Below are 14,153 nucleotides of genomic sequence, written 5' to 3' on the forward strand. Positions count from 1 at the left end.
CTACTCCCGCGCGGGGTAGCGCACGAGGAGGTCGTCTCCGACCACGGCGCCGTCGTTAAGCGTTGCTTTGCGTATCGACGCACCTTTGGCCCCCAACCCCATTACGTGCTCCACTTCGTCCCCGTGGGCGAGGAGGTGATCGGCGATGATGCGGCGGTGGCAGCGCCACCACACCGCCTCGGAACACATGATGGCGGTCGGCGTGTGAGCAGCGTGCTGGCGCAGTTTCTCCAATGCTGTCGCGAATTCTTCACCCAGGGCGTGGTCGGCGTAGTTGTGGAAGCTGCGGTTTTGCCAGTTGGCGTTGACCTCGAACGGGATCGTCTTGGATACGTTGCGCCGCCCCGCCAGCCCCTCGTTCTTCACGTAGTCGATGGCGTGTTCGGGGAGGTGCTGGGTGAGGGAGTCGTCGTTGAACCACGGGTACTTCCGCGAGCCGGTCAGCTTGCGGACATCGACGACCGCCGCGACCCCGGCTGCCTGAAGCATTCGCACGAACTCGTCGAATTCGAGGTTGGAGTGACCGACGGTGAAGATGCGCATGGGTGCCACGGTACGCCTACCCCGAGGTGCTCTTGAGCGGAGCCGCCTGAATCAGACGCGCTTTGGGGCGCTGGCTAAACTCGCGGGCATGAAGCGCGTGTCCATCAGAATGGTGGCGATGATTGTGGCCGTCGCCGGTGTTGTCTCGTCTGCGTGTGGTGGCCTGCGCCCGAATGACCGACAGGTGGCGTTGGAGGTGCTCTCCCGTGACTGAGCACCACACTGCCATCGTCGTCGGTGGTGGCCAGTCCGGCCTAGCCACGGCCTATTACCTGCGGCGCTTCAAAGCGGACTTCCTGGTCCTAGACAACCAGGAAGAACCCGGCGGAGCGTGGTTGCACACGTGGCCGTCACTGACGCTTTTCTCCGCCGCGGAGTTCTCCAATCTGCCCGGCTGGCCTATGCCGCACTACCCGGGGTACCCGCCGGCACACCATGTCATCGACTACCTGGAACGCTACGAACGGCGCTACGACCTCCCAGTTAGGCGCCCAGTGCACGTTCGCAGCGTGTCTTTTGTCGGTGGGGTGTTCCATCTGGACACGTCTGCCGGTCAGTTCACGGCGGATCACGTTGTCGCGGCCACAGGCACGTGGTCCGCGCCCTTCGTGCCTCACTATCCCGGCACCTTCCGCGGCCGCCAGTGGCACTCGTCGACCTACCCCGGGCCGGAACCATTCCGCGGTGCGAAAGTCGCGGTGGTCGGTGGGGCGAACTCGGGTGCTCAGATCGCCGCGGACCTCATCGGCACGTCGGAGGTCACATGGTTCACGCTCGAGGAGCCTCGCTGGATGCCCGACGACGTCGACGGCCGTGATCTCTTCCTACGTAGTCGCCGCCGGATTCTCGGCGGAGACTCCGGCCCGAACCTCGGGGACATCGTCGCACTTCCCCATTTACGTGAGCTCCGTAACTCCGGTCAGCTCACCGCTACCCCCATCTTCGATAGCTTGAACGAGCTCGACCACGACCACCTGATCTGGTGCACTGGTTTCCGTCCGGCTCTCGGCCCATTCCGCCACCTCATGCACGGCCGCGAGCCCGCGGTGAAGAATCTGCATCTGGTCGGTTACGGCAACTGGACCGGCGACGGCTCAGCAACGCTGATGGGTGTAGGGCCCTTTGCCAAACAAACCGCCCAGGCGGTCGTCGGCCGCGACGCTGGTGTTCGGTAGTACTCCGGATGAAATGTCCGCGATCGCCAGGCCGGTGAACTGTTAAAGTTGCGGGACGGAAAGAGTTTGTGAAATGACGCTTGGTCCCGCGCCAGGCTCGACACCGCGATAGAAAGGCCCTGCAGTTCGTGTCTGAGCAGTTCGATTCGTCCAAGATCCGCGTCGGGGATCCGGAGCGCACGGAGGCGCTGGATCGCTTGGGGGAGCACTTCGCCAACGGCTATCTCACGGTCCACGAATTCGAGGAGCGCACCGGTCAGGCAGCGACTGCGCGCACCCAGTCGGACCTGTCGGCGTTGTTTGGAGACTTGCCGGGCGGCGGCTCGCCCACAGCTCCCGTGCCCGCACGCATCGAGCAGGGCCAGGCGGTCGAGCACGACCCCGATTTATCAGGGGCGGACCGTGAACTCGAGGAAGTGTTGGAACGCAAGAGGAAGTTGAACCGCGCACTCGGGATATTGTGGTCGGTCACGATGGCGGCGTTCTTCCTCGGTCTGTTCGTCTTCGAGTGGGACCTCTTCTGGGCGGTTTTCCCGGTGGCCGGTGTGCTCACGTGGGGCCTGTACGAGTTCTACGACATCGGGGAAGACGAAGACGATCTGCTCGACGAAATTCTGGAGGAGCGGAACAAGGAACGTGCGGAACGCCTGCGCATTGCTCATGAGCGGCGCAAGGAGCTGGGTAAATAACTAGACGGGCAGTCCACGGGAGCGGCGCCTGTGGCGGTTAGCCAACGCGGCGACAGTGCCCCCGACTAGCAGAGCCGTGACCACCCACACCGAATACAGACCGAATTGGAGATAACAGCGGCCGCCGATCAGCGCGCCGCACGCAAGGGAGAGCCACAGAGCGAAGTTGATCAGCCACGCGCTGTGAGGACCGCCAAAGAAAGCAGCGACGAAGCGCTGCGCCATCTTCACCAGGGTGCCGGTCATGTACGTCAAGGAGATAGACACTTCGCCGTTGCGCTCGAAGGTGGAGTTCATGGCACCGACGGTGAACGACAAGCTGTATACCGCCAAGTCTTCATGCCCCGTCGCCACCCACACGGACGCGATCGCGGAGGTGAGGCAGACAAACAACAAAATTGCTTCACGTGTCCGAGTGGGCGGCAAATACCGTTGCCCGAGTTGGCTGATCAGCGCACCGATCGCGACCCCGACCAAGAAGAGAAGCATAAGGCCGCCGGCTTTGGCGGCGACGTCAAGGTGGCCGTCGTTAAGCGCCGCCGTGAGTCGCGTGGTGTTGCCCGACATGAATGACAGGAAGAAGCCGCCAAGGTACATAAAGCCGAGCGCGTCAATGAACCCGGTGATCGACGACAAGTAGACGGCGAGGAGGTGCTCGCCCGTGCGGTAGCCCTTCATGCGCTCAAGCTATAACACGCGGCCATGAAAGTTGCGGACGTCGCACGCTTATCGACGACAGCGCTGGCCCTAGAGCTCTTCGACCCTGCCGCGATCTTCCCTCAAACGGATCGCGCCGAGCGGCAGGCTGGTGTCGGAGGCGTAGGACACGTCTTCCTTGTCGACGATCAATCGGACGCGCTTACCCACGTACGGCTCCCACCGCTCGCCCGAATCGAAGTAGCTGCCGTTATCTCCGAGGGCGATGATCTCGTTGACTTGGGTGTAGGGCTCGGGGCCCGCCTTCTGCGCAGAGATTTCGGTGGGCTCATCGAGCACGAGCACGTAGTACCTGTCCGACGGCTTGCTGGAGCTCGGGTTCGGGTCCGGCGCGCCCTTCAGGACCTCTTCGGTCGTCTGTTTTTCCACAGTGCCGATGTATTCAAACTCTCCCGGCGCGAGGTCGCTCAGCTCTTCATCCTGGGTGTCCTCGTCGACGGCCTCGGGTTCGTCCTCGTCGCCCGCTCCCTCGACTTCGTCGTCGGGGCCGAGAACGGTTCCGTCGTTGTACTGCGTGACGGTGACGATCTCGACATCGCCGGCAGGTTCATCCGGCGCGGCCTGGGGGACCTCTGTGGATTCATTGCCGCCGCAGGCTGCGAGAAGCAGGGAGGCGCCGGTGATGACGCTGGTAAAACGCGTGGCACGGCGTCGGGAAGTCATGCTGCTCAAAATAGCACGATTCAGACACACCGGAGAGGTCGGTTAAGGCTAGTTGCACGCCAGTGTGCTGAGGGCTGTGGATTTAGATTGCGTCGTTGCCGCGTTGACAAAAAATGACCTGGGGTTTGTCGAGCAGGTCCCAGCCAAAGTGAAAGTAGATCCACGCGACGCCCGGGGCCCGCCGGGGCGAGACGGGCGCGCGCCGGGTGACATCTGCAAACGGGCTCACCCTACGAGCTCGAAGGGGATCGGCTCGCTCTCGGCACCGTTGACCACGACAGAGACAGCCTGCGTGCCGGGGTAGAAAGTTCGGGTGCTGGTGACAGCGAACGAGTGACGCTTGACCAGGTCGCGTTCCTCCCCGGGTGCGAGGGTGAATCGGCCGAGGCGAAATGACGTGGGACGCAGATCGCCGTTCTTCTTCAGGAAGTGCAGGCGGTAGTCCACGAGAATGTCGAGTGCCTGGTCGGAGGCGTTCACGACGCGGGCGCGCAACGGAGCTTTGTCACCGACGGTCACCCGCGCCGGGAAGTCGACGGAGACCAGTTCAACGGCGTCGGTGGCGGCGAATCCGACGGCGGCGAGGGCTTTCGGGTCGCCCTTTTTCACCAAACCGCGCAGCCCCCGTTCCGCGACCCAGGCGACTGCGGGGGAGTCGTCGGTGGCTAGCCAACGTTCGGCGGTGGCGACCGCAAGTTCGGGGTGGGTGCGCCCAATATCGTTCAGGTTATTGGCCACAGAGGTGCGCACGTAGACGGACCCGTCGGCGAACAAGCGGTCAAGCACTGGAACGATCGGCGAGGGGTCGTCCATAAACGGGCGGTGAACGGGGGCCCAGGGGAGACGGGGGCGGATGCCCTCCGTGGATAAGCGGCGCACATTGTGGTTCGCCGAGCGCGACCATTCCTCCACGCGCGCCATAGTCATCTCCGGGTAGCGCGCAAGGAACGGACGCACGGCCCATTCGCCGGTGAACGCGCGGGTCAGTGCCTCGGTAGCGTCGAGGGAGGTCTCGGGGTGCTCGAGCCCGTAGTCCTCAATGAAACGGCTCACGGGCCACAAGTGGAACGCGTGGTTGAAGTATCCTTCGCCCTCCGCGAGTTCGGGGCCGAGCTTATCGACGACCCCCGCAACCGCCTCCGCATAGTCTCCCGGGAGCCGGTCGCGCAGGCCGGCAGCGAACACCCCGACCCGGTCCTTGATCTCTAAGTCGTCGACGCGGGGAGCAACCCAGGCCGCGTACTCGGTGCCGTCGATGCCCAGCTGGTCACCCAACTTCCGGGCCGTGTCGGCGCCGAAGTAGTACTTCATCTTCATGCGGACGAGTTAGCGGCGTTCGGCGAGCAGCCTGACCACTTCCTTGCCCACGCTAGCGGCGGACATTGGGTTCTGTCCGGTCACGAGTGTGCCGTCGGTGACCACGTGCTCGGTCATGGGAATTTTCGCGGTGGTGTACTCGCAGGCCTCCGCCTCGAGCTTGTCTTCCAGGGAGTAAGGAACGGCGTCGGCGCGGCGCGCGAGCTTCTCTTCTGCCCAGGTGTATCCGGTGGCCTTCTTGCCGGACAGCAGTGTGTCGCCCGAAGGGAGCGGCACATCGAGCAGACCGGCCGGACCGTGGCACACCGCGGAGACAATTGCCCCGCTTTCGGCGAAGTCGGCGAGAAGCGTCTTCAGAGCCGGATCGTCGAAATCGAACAGGGTGCCGTGGCCGCCGATGAGGTAGACGGCATCGTAATCGCTGGCGTTGAGGTCGGCGACAGCCGGGGTGTCGTCGAGCTGCGACATGAATTCGCGGTCCTGGTACCGCTTCGAAGTGCCGCCCAGGTTGATCACCGGCGGCTGGAGGCTCACCGGGTCGATGGGGACCTCCCCGCCTGTGATGCTGGCCAGAGTCACGTCGTGGCCAGCTTCAATGAGCACATCGTAGAAGTGGGTGTATTCGCCCAGCCACATGCCGGTGCGGTGCCCGGTCTTCTCGTAACGGCTGGCGCTGGTGGAAATAGCTAGTACCTTCATACCGCCCCACCATAGGCTTCCCGCTGGGTTGATGGGATTTACTTATCCGGGGCTAAGCGCTCTTCGAGGTCTTCTGGCTCGCCTTCTTACTGGTTTTCTTTGTGGACTTCTTAGCTGTTTTCTTGGCTGACTTTTTCGCTGTCTTATTGGCCGTCTTCTTTGCGGTTTTCTTGGCGGTCTTCTTCGCCGACTTCTTGGAATCGTCGGTGCCGCGGGATGTGCGGCCGAGCGATGCTTTCAGTGCGGCCATGAGGTCGACCACATCGGCACCTTCGCCGTCGTCGTCGGAGTTCTTCTTTGACCCGGATTTCTCACCAAAGGTCTCTTCGGTGTCGAGGGTGTCGCCCTGTTTGAATTTGGCGTCGATAAGCTTGCGCAGCTCAATCTGGTAGTCATCCTCGAACTCCTCGGGCGTGAAGTCGGAGGAGTATTGCTCCACGAGTGTGGAGGAGAGCTCGAGCTCCTTCTTGCCGATCTTCGCTTTCGAGTTCGCGCCCTTGAAGTCGACGTCGCGGACCTCGTCGGCCCAGTGCATGCCCTGCAGGACGAGGACATTGTCGCGCACGTGCAGCGCGCCCAGGCGTGTCTTTTGGCGCAGGGCGAATTTCACGATCGCTGTGCGGTCCGTTTCTTTGAGGGTCTCGCGTAGGAGCAGGTAGGACTTCGGGGTCTTGCCCTCCGGTTCGAGGTAGTAGGACTTCTCCATCATGATCGGGTCGACCTGGTCCGCGGGAACGAACTGGACGACCTCGATCTCGTTGTTGTCGGCCTCGGGGAGCGCGTCGAAATCCTTGTCGGTGAGCACGACGGTGTCCCCGTCTTCTTCGAAGGCTTTGTCGATGTCGCTGTACTCGACGACCTCCCCGCACACCTCGCAGCGCCGCTCGTAGCGGATGCGGCCGCCGTCTTCGTCGTGGACCTGATGGAAAGAGATGTCGTGGTCTTCGGTTGCTCCGTAGGCTTTGACGGGAACGTTGACAAGGCCGAAAGTAATGGATCCGCTCCAGATTGCGCGCATGACCGCAGTGTACGTGGTGTGCGCGCAGTGGATGGGGCGGCTAGGAGGGAGGTGGGTGCTGCGATGGCGAAGAAGAACGAGTACTCCGTCGGCGGGCGCACGCTGTCGGTGACGAACTTGGACAAAGTGCTCTATCCGGCAACGGGCACCACGAAGGCCGACGTGATGCAGTACTACCTCGAGGTTGCCGATGTGCTCATCCCGCAGGTGGCGCGACGCCCAGTGACGCGCAAGCGTTTCCCGGACGGGGTGGAGGGGGAATCGTTCTTCCGGAAGGACCTTGAGAGTTCCGCGCCGGACTGGCTCCCGTTCGGGATTCTCGCGCACAAAGAGTCGACGAACCGGTACCCGTTGGCGGAGGAGCCGGCGGTGCTGGCATGGTTCGCGCAGGTGGCTGCACTCGAACTGCATACCCCGCAGTGGCGTTTCGGGGAGCACGGCTACCCGGACAATCCGGACCGGCTGGTGCTCGACCTCGACCCGGGGCCGGGCGTGGGGCTAGCAGAATGCGCGGAGGTGGCGCGCTGGTGCAAGGACATTCTCGATGGAATGGGCATGGAATCTGTTCCGGTCACGTCCGGGTCGAAGGGTATCCACCTGTACGCCGCCCTCGACGGGGCGAGCACCGCTGAGCAAGTGGCGGCGGTAGCCAAAGAGCTCGCCCGCGCACTGGAAGCAGACAACCCGGATACGGTCACCTCGGTGATGAAGAAACAGCAGCGCGCCGGGAAGGTCTTCATCGACTGGAGCCAGAACAACGGCAAGAAGACCACGGTCGCACCGTATTCTCTCCGTGGCCGGGAGCACCCGACCGTGGCGGCGCCGCGCACATGGGCTGAGCTGAATGACCCGAAGCTGCGCCAGCTCGAGTACACAGAGGTGCTCCATCGGGTGGCGCAGGGGACGGACCCGATCGCGCCGCTCGGGCTCGCCGAGGAGAACGATCGCTTGTCGACGTACCGTTCCATGCGCGATCCCTCCAAGACCGCCGAGCCGGTGCCCGCTGTCTCACCGCGGGCGCGTACCGAAGGCGATCCAATCTTTGTCATCCAGGAGCACCACGCCTCCTCCCTGCATTGGGATGTCCGCTTTGAACGCGAGGGTGTGCTGGTGTCCTGGGCCGTGCCCAAGGGGCCGCCGCTGGACCCGGACACGAACCGGTTGGCGGTGCAGACGGAAGATCACCCGATTGAGTACGCCACGTTCTCGGGCACGATCCCGACGGGGGAGTACGGCGCGGGCGAAGTAGACATCTGGGACACAGGCACCATCGAGGTGGAGAAATGGCGCGACGCCAAAGAGGTCATCGCGGTGCTGCACGGACAGCCCAGAGGCGGACTCGGAGGAGTGCCGCGCAGGTACGCGATGATTCGCACTGCAGGCATGGGCGGAGGCCGGGGTGACAAGGCGGACAACCAGTGGCTCATGAAATTCATGAAGGACCAGCCGGAGATTCCTGCGGCCCCCTCCGGTGAGAGAGCCGCATTCACCCTCGCGGATCTACCGGAACCGATGCTCGCCAGTACCGGCAAAGAAGCGGATATTCGCTTAAGCAGGAAAGACGGCGAGAAGTGGGCCTTTGAGATGAAGTGGGACGGGTACCGGATTATCGCGGGAGTGGGCGGTGGAAAGGTGGTCTTGTCCAGCCGCAACGGCAAGGACTACACCGAACGCTTTCCGCAGTTGCAAGAACTGGCGCAGCTCATTCCCGGCGGGGCAGTCGTGGACGGGGAAGTGGTCGCGCTCGACGGGAACGGCCGCCCCGATTTCGGTTTATTGCAGGCTGTGAATGCTGGCGAGGTGGATCCGGAATCAGTGGAGATCCGCTACATGGTCTTCGACATTTTGTCCGCGGGCGCGCCGGGCGCCGAGAGCAGGTCGCTGATGCGGACCGCCTACGAGGAGCGCCGGGAGATCCTCCGCGACTCGGTGCTCGAGGGCGAGCATGTGTCGGTGCCTCCGGCGCACGCGGGCACGCTCGAAGAAGCGGCGGCTGTCAGCCGCGAGCTCAAGCTCGAAGGCGTTGTGGCTAAACGGTTCGGCTCGGTCTACCTCCCCGGAAAACGCGGCTCGGCATGGCTGAAAATGAAATTTCAGATCCACCAAGAAGTCGTGGTTGTCGGCGTCCGCGAAGGAAAAGGTAGCCGATCCGGCGGCATCGGTTCGCTGTTGCTGGCGGTGCCCGATGAGGCGACGGGGCAGCTCACCTATGCCGGGCGGGTGGGTACGGGGTTCGGCGCCAAGCAATTGCAGGCGATGGAGAAGAGGTTGAGGGAAAAGGAGGTGGGGGAGCCGTCGATAAGCGATGTGCCGCGCGAGGACCGCAAGGGTGTGTGGTGGGTTGCTCCGGAATTAGTCGGTGAAGTGGCGCTGGCTGGTCGAACGCGCGACGGGAAGGTGCGCCACGCAGTGTGGCGCGGTTGGCGCGACGATAAAGACCCAGCGCAGGTGCTCTGGACAGAAGAACTCAGGTGATAAGAATCGGGAAATTATCGGGGCAATGCGAAGAAAATCCTGATTTCGCGTTCCAGCCGTACTATATTCCTCTACAAAGTAATCTGCGTCACGTCTCAAACCCGTTGTGTTCCGGGCTAAAGGCGCGGCACGGGGTACACCACGACACGAGGAATGGGGCACCTGTTGAGCACGAAAATCACTACTGGCAGCTCGCGCACAACCCGCGGAGGAAGGGCGCTGAGGCCGCTGGAACGCCTGCTGATGTGGCGGCCGTTCTCCGCAGTCGCCCGCACGCTCATCATCTTGGCGCTGGTTTTTCCGCTGCTGTTCGCGGGCCTGTTCATGTGGGCGATGTGGGACCCCTCCGGGTCCGTGCCTGAAACCAAGCTCGCTGTGGTCAACAACGACAAGGGAGTCGACCGCGGTGAAGGAGCTGGGCTCGAGGAATTCGGCGCCGACGTCGTCGAAGGCTTGACCAGCAAAGACTACCTTGACTTCACTGAGGTCAGCGCGGATGAAGCCCGTGATGGCCTGCTCAAGGGGCGCTACCTGTTCACCGTGACCATTCCGGAGGACTTCTCCGCGAATGTGGTCACCGTGATTGACCCGGAGCCGAAGCAGGCCAACATCCTCGTCGACTTCAACGACTACAACGGCACGAACGGTGCCGTGCTCACTGCGGGTCTCGTTCCGCAGATTCAGGCCGAGGTCAAGGCCGAAGTGGCCAGAACCTACGCTGAACAGGTCCTGGGCGGCCTCAACCAGCTCGGCGACGGCATCCGGGCCGCGGCCGACGGTTCACAGCAGCTCGACGACGGTGTCGGTCGGCTCAAGGAAGGCGGCGAGCGCGCGGTCGACGGCATCAACCAGCTCGACGACGGCGCGCACGAGCTTCACGACGGCACGGGGCAGCTCGTCGACGGAACCACCGAATTGAACTCGGGAGTCGGCGAACTGCGCGACGGCTCCCTGCGCCTGGACGACGGCGCAAAGCAGCTCAACGACGGCTTGTACCAGCTTGAGGACGGCACCGACCAGCTCGCTGACGGCGCCCGCCAGATCGACGAGGGCGTGGACAAGCTGACCGGCATGCTCATTCCACTGTTGGAAAATGTGCAGGGCGGCGTCACCCAGCTCCTCCCCATCGTGGATATCCTGCGCCAGTTCGGTTTGAATGCGGAGGCGGAAAAGCTCGCGGGCATCGTCGGGCAGCTTGACCCGGGTAACCCGCAGAACGTGGTCAGCGATCTGAACCGTCTGCGCGACGGCACGGGTGAACTGTACGCCAACCTGTCCGATCCGAATATGCCGTACCGCAACGGCCTCAACCGCCTGATCGATGGTTCGAACCAGTTGGTCGACGGCACAAACCAGCTGACCGACGGTACCGCGCGCCTCCAAGACGGCGCGAACCAGCTGAACGACGGTGCGACCCGCCTGAACGACGGCACCGCGCGCCTGACTGACGGCACCACCCAGCTTGTCGACGGCGGCGGTCAGCTCGAAGACGGCATCAATCAGTTGAAGGACGGCTCGGAGGAACTGTCCACGAAGCTTGCCGACGGCGCGAAGCAGGCCCCGCAAGTCAAGAACATGGAGAAGTCTTCCGACCAAATCGCAGTGCCGATCATCTTCGACGAAGCCAACCTGCACCCGACCCAGGTTGTTGTCGACCCGGCGAACCCGACGCAGAAGGAACCCTCCAGCGGCTTCTCCATCCTTGGACTGATCGTGATCAACTTCCTGCTGATGGCGGTCGTGTCCATTCTGCTCCCGCACGCCATCGGCCGCCGCCACAAGGCATCCGGTGCAGTCGGTCCCGTCTTCAGTGCCTGGGCGACCATGCTGGGAATCAACGTCGCGCTCACTGCGCTGCTCGCCTTCGTGTCCATCACGCTGGGGTGGCGCCCGGAGAACTGGTTCGTCATCGGCGGGGCCCTCCTGCTGATCGATATCGCCGGCACGTCGATCTTCCAGTTCTTCCGCATTCTCTTCGGCCGGGCGGTCGGCGCAATGTTCAACATCGGATTCTTCGCCCTGGGCCTGTTTGTCTCCGGTGCGGTGTGGCCGCTGTCGACGCTGCCTGCCCCGTTGGCATTCATGAACCCGCTGCACCCGATGAGCCACGCCCGCAACCTGTTTGTCCGCTCCGTCGACGGCATCTACGACAGCACGTTCTGGACGGGCATCGGTGTCCTGGCGCTGTTCTCCCTTCTCGCCGTCGGCGCATCCATCCTCATTTATGATGCCCGCCGGAACGCCCTGTTCATCGAGGACCCAAACGAGAATGCGCTGCAGCGCAAGAAGTTTGAGCGTGAGATGCGGGAAGGTGAAGAGCCGCTGGAATCAGTGTTCTCCCGTTAGTCGCCCGCGGGGTCTCATGTCCCGCGGAGACCGAAGAACGGCCCGAGGAAGATCCTCGGGCCGTTCTACTGTGTGCCAGCTAGCTACCAGGTAGCCACGAAGCGCATGAGCAACTGGGCGATCGGGTCTGGGAACGGTTTACGCATCCACTTCAGCACGCGGTCGGTGAGGCTGACGGCGTAGTGGGGGACCCACCGGCTCCAGGGCGCCTTGGTAGTCAGGACACGCACTGCTTCGTCGGCGACATCGCCCGGGGTGAGGTTCACACCCATCGTCTTGACGGACTGGGCCTTCACGTTGGCCACCTGGGTAGCTGCCCAGAGGGGCATGAGGTCGTGGACGCGGATGTCGTCGTTACGCCATTCGACGCTGAGCGCCTCCGTGATTCCGTTGACGTAGAACTTCGTCGCGGAGTAGGTGGAAATCTCCGGTTGGCCGAAGATCGCGGACGCGGAGCTCATGTTGATCATGACGGCGTCCTTCGTCGCCTTGAGATAGGGGTGCGCGGCCTGCGCGCCGAAGGTGACGCCGAGGCAGTTGATGTCCACGAGCGTGCGGATCTTCTCGGGGTCCTGCTCGGTGAGCAGTCCGTCGATGATGATGCCGGCGTTGTTGAACAGGAAGTCCAGGCGCCCGCCGGTGTGCGCGGTGAAATCCGCCAGGGCATTGTCCCATTCCTCGCGGTCCGTGACATCGAGGTGCCCGGTGATCAGCTGGCCGTCCGGGATGTCGGCGGTGCCCCAGGTGACTTCCTGGATATCGTAAGCGCCGACGGTCCAACCGAGGTTGAGCAGGCGTTGCGCGGTAGCTTTGCCGATGCCGCTGGCACCGCCGGTGATGAACGCGGCAGGGCGAGCAGCGGGGTTGGTGGTGAAGTCGTCTGGCTTCACATAAGGGGTCTCGTTGGTGTCTTCATGAAATGGTTTGGCGAATGGATTCCACATAGAAACAACCATAGGCCCCGCGTTCATGTTGCGTGGCTCAAAAAACCAATAAAATGAGGGCTAAGACGTAAAAGAACTCGATTTCCACGGCTCTACCCGTCGCTCCACGTGCGGGTGCGCGCGAACATTGTGGCCATAATGACCCCGAGTACCAGAACGCCAGCGGGCAGCAGCAGCGCATGGCTCATCGCCGCTGCGAACGGCTCATGGAGGAAATCAGGAAGCGGACCCGTCTCGGACCGGCTTGCCTCGCCGCCGCCGAGACGTGAATTCAACTGGGCAGACATCGCAGCCGCCACCGTCGCGGAGCCGATCACAGCGCCGACCTGGCGCACGGTGTTGTACACGCTTGACCCCGCACCAGCGAGCGCAGGGTCGAGGTTGCGCGTGGCAATCATGGATAGCGGACCCCAGATCAGCGAGTTGCCCACACCGTAGAAGATGCTGATGAGCAGCATCCAGTACGGACTGTGCTGCGGGTTGGTGATAAACGCCGACGCGAAAATGCTTATCGACGTCACCGCCAACCCCGCGATCGCGTACGGCTTCGGATCATGCGTGTTGGTCCTCCTGCCCACGAATCCAGAGAGCGCCCCGGACACAAGCCCCGACGGAAGAATGAGCAGAGCAGCGCGCGTTGGGCTGAATTCCTGGACGCGCTGGACGTAGATCATCCACGGTATTGCGAACGTGGACACCGCGAATCCGACGGTGGTGATGGCCGCAGAGGCGAGCGCGAAATTCCGGTCCGCGAACAGGGACAACGGCACGAGGGCGTCCCGTGTGGTGCGGGACTGCCACACGATGAAAATGGCGATGAAAAACACACCCACGGCGATGAGCCCGATGGCGCGGCCGTCCCAGTTGAAATTCGAGCCCTCTTGGATACCGAAGATGAGGCAGAACATGCCCAGCGCGGACAGCGCTACTCCGAGCCAATCGAAGTGGCGGGCGTTGAGCTCCAATCTGGGCACGTACTTCCACGCCAGGATGAGGCCGATGATGCCGAAGGGGACGTTGACGATGAAGATCCATTCCCAGCCGCCGAGGTCCACGAACACCCCGCCGAGCAGTGGGCCGACAATCGTGGCCACGCCGGCTACGGCGCCCCACACACCCATGGCACTGCCGCGTTGGGTGGGGGAGAACGTGCGGATCATCAGCGACATCGTCTGCGGGGTAAGCATCGCACCGCCCAGTCCCTGAAAAGCGCGCGCCGCGATGAGCACTCCGACAGAACCGGCCAGGCCGCACGCCAACGACGAGGCGGTGAAGACGACCAAGCCGAGCAGGTACATCCGGCGCGGCCCGAACCGGTCGCCCAATCGGCCCGTGATGAGCAATGGCACCGCGTACGCGAGAAGGTACGCGCTGTTCACCCAGATCACGTCGTTGTAGGTGGCGTGCAGGCTTTCCGCGATGGCCGGGATGGCCACCGCCACGATCGTGGAATCCACCAGGATCATGAAGAAGCCGATCATCATCGACCAGAGCGCCGGCCACGGAGAACCCTGTGCAGACTGGACAGTCTTATCCGCACCGTCGACTTGTTCCTGTGTCATAGTGC

Annotated in this window: 13 protein-coding genes; 5 read left to right on the forward strand and 8 right to left on the reverse strand. The window is 63.2% G+C overall.

The annotated features are described in order from the left end of the window. A complete protein-coding gene (locus tag QYQ98_RS09620) occupies positions 1-543 on the reverse strand; it encodes a DUF488 family protein (RefSeq protein ID WP_302006636.1) in 543 nt (180 codons plus the stop codon). Positions 544-631: 88 nt separating this feature from the next. Here QYQ98_RS09620 and QYQ98_RS09625 point away from each other — a divergent pair, with 88 nt between their 5' ends. The 3 genes from QYQ98_RS09625 to QYQ98_RS09635 all read left to right on the forward strand — a co-directional run bounded on the left by QYQ98_RS09625 (position 632) and on the right by QYQ98_RS09635 (position 2,407). Beyond that, positions 632-757 carry a hypothetical protein gene (locus QYQ98_RS09625; RefSeq protein ID WP_302006637.1) on the forward strand — a complete coding sequence of 42 codons (126 nt, stop codon included), beginning with the start codon at positions 632-634 and terminating at the stop codon, positions 755-757. Beyond that, the gene (locus QYQ98_RS09630) at positions 750-1,718 is read left to right on the forward strand and encodes an NAD(P)-binding domain-containing protein (RefSeq protein ID WP_302006638.1); all 969 of its coding nucleotides are present in this window, start codon (positions 750-752) and stop codon (positions 1,716-1,718) included. Before QYQ98_RS09625 ends, QYQ98_RS09630 begins: the two co-directional genes overlap by 8 nt. 128 nt (positions 1,719-1,846) lie before the next feature. Next, positions 1,847-2,407 carry a DUF1707 domain-containing protein gene (locus QYQ98_RS09635; protein ID WP_302006639.1) on the forward strand — a complete coding sequence of 187 codons (561 nt, stop codon included), beginning with the start codon at positions 1,847-1,849 and terminating at the stop codon, positions 2,405-2,407. Here the strand turns inward: QYQ98_RS09635 and QYQ98_RS09640 are convergent, their stop codons facing one another. From QYQ98_RS09640 to QYQ98_RS09660, 5 genes are all read right to left on the reverse strand, one after another. Next, positions 2,408-3,085: a YoaK family protein gene (locus QYQ98_RS09640; protein ID WP_302006640.1), complete on the reverse strand. Its 678-nt coding sequence runs from the start codon at positions 3,083-3,085 to the stop codon at positions 2,408-2,410. It lies immediately after the preceding gene. Positions 3,086-3,154: 69 nt separating this feature from the next. Continuing rightward, positions 3,155-3,787, reverse strand: coding sequence for a hypothetical protein (locus QYQ98_RS09645; RefSeq protein ID WP_302006641.1), 633 nt, complete (start codon positions 3,785-3,787; stop codon positions 3,155-3,157). Positions 3,788-4,012: 225 nt separating this feature from the next. Beyond that, positions 4,013-5,104, reverse strand: coding sequence for a hypothetical protein (locus QYQ98_RS09650; protein ID WP_302006642.1), 1,092 nt, complete (start codon positions 5,102-5,104; stop codon positions 4,013-4,015). Positions 5,105-5,113: 9 nt separating this feature from the next. Then, positions 5,114-5,803 carry a type 1 glutamine amidotransferase domain-containing protein gene (locus tag QYQ98_RS09655; RefSeq protein ID WP_302006643.1) on the reverse strand — a complete coding sequence of 230 codons (690 nt, stop codon included), beginning with the start codon at positions 5,801-5,803 and terminating at the stop codon, positions 5,114-5,116. A gap of 52 nt (positions 5,804-5,855) precedes the next feature. After that, entirely contained in the window at positions 5,856-6,821 is a 966-nt protein-coding gene (locus QYQ98_RS09660) for a Ku protein (protein WP_302006644.1), read from the reverse strand. Between the two features lie 63 nt (positions 6,822-6,884). On the opposite strand from QYQ98_RS09660, the gene QYQ98_RS09665 reads away from it, so the two are divergent. Further along, positions 6,885-9,296 carry an ATP-dependent DNA ligase gene (locus tag QYQ98_RS09665; RefSeq protein ID WP_302006645.1) on the forward strand — a complete coding sequence of 804 codons (2,412 nt, stop codon included), beginning with the start codon at positions 6,885-6,887 and terminating at the stop codon, positions 9,294-9,296. A gap of 165 nt (positions 9,297-9,461) precedes the next feature. Next, entirely contained in the window at positions 9,462-11,642 is a 2,181-nt protein-coding gene (locus tag QYQ98_RS09670; protein WP_302006646.1) for a YhgE/Pip domain-containing protein, read from the forward strand. A gap of 83 nt (positions 11,643-11,725) precedes the next feature. On the opposite strand, the gene QYQ98_RS09675 is transcribed toward QYQ98_RS09670, so the two are convergent. Both QYQ98_RS09675 and QYQ98_RS09680 read right to left on the reverse strand, forming a co-directional pair. After that, positions 11,726-12,586, reverse strand: a complete 861-nt coding sequence (locus QYQ98_RS09675) for an SDR family oxidoreductase (RefSeq protein ID WP_302006648.1) — start codon at positions 12,584-12,586, stop codon at positions 11,726-11,728. 92 nt (positions 12,587-12,678) lie between these two features. Further along, complete coding sequence (locus QYQ98_RS09680) at positions 12,679-14,148, reverse strand: DHA2 family efflux MFS transporter permease subunit (RefSeq protein WP_302006649.1); 1,470 nt, start codon at positions 14,146-14,148, stop codon at positions 12,679-12,681. Between the last annotated feature and the right edge of the window lie 5 nt (positions 14,149-14,153).

Origin of the sequence: Corynebacterium sp. P3-F1 (assembly GCF_030503635.1) — a bacterium.
Lineage (GTDB): Bacteria > Actinomycetota > Actinomycetes > Mycobacteriales > Mycobacteriaceae > Corynebacterium.

Bases quoted from the DNA above. Each gene is read 5' to 3' on its own strand.
- QYQ98_RS09620 (WP_302006636.1), bottom strand. From the start codon at position 543: ATGCGCATCTTCACCGTCGGTCACTCCAACCTCGAATTCGACGAGTTC.
- QYQ98_RS09625 (WP_302006637.1), top strand. From the start codon at position 632: ATGAAGCGCGTGTCCATCAGAATGGTGGCGATGATTGTGGCCGTCGCC.
- QYQ98_RS09640 (WP_302006640.1), bottom strand. From the start codon at position 3,085: ATGAAGGGCTACCGCACGGGCGAGCACCTCCTCGCCGTCTACTTGTCG.
- QYQ98_RS09645 (WP_302006641.1), bottom strand. From the start codon at position 3,787: ATGACTTCCCGACGCCGTGCCACGCGTTTTACCAGCGTCATCACCGGC.
- QYQ98_RS09650 (WP_302006642.1), bottom strand. From the start codon at position 5,104: ATGAAGATGAAGTACTACTTCGGCGCCGACACGGCCCGGAAGTTGGGT.
- QYQ98_RS09655 (WP_302006643.1), bottom strand. From the start codon at position 5,803: ATGAAGGTACTAGCTATTTCCACCAGCGCCAGCCGTTACGAGAAGACC.
- QYQ98_RS09660 (WP_302006644.1), bottom strand. From the start codon at position 6,821: ATGCGCGCAATCTGGAGCGGATCCATTACTTTCGGCCTTGTCAACGTT.
- QYQ98_RS09665 (WP_302006645.1), top strand. From the start codon at position 6,885: ATGGCGAAGAAGAACGAGTACTCCGTCGGCGGGCGCACGCTGTCGGTG.
- QYQ98_RS09675 (WP_302006648.1), bottom strand. From the start codon at position 12,586: ATGTGGAATCCATTCGCCAAACCATTTCATGAAGACACCAACGAGACC.
- QYQ98_RS09680 (WP_302006649.1), bottom strand. From the start codon at position 14,148: ATGACACAGGAACAAGTCGACGGTGCGGATAAGACTGTCCAGTCTGCA.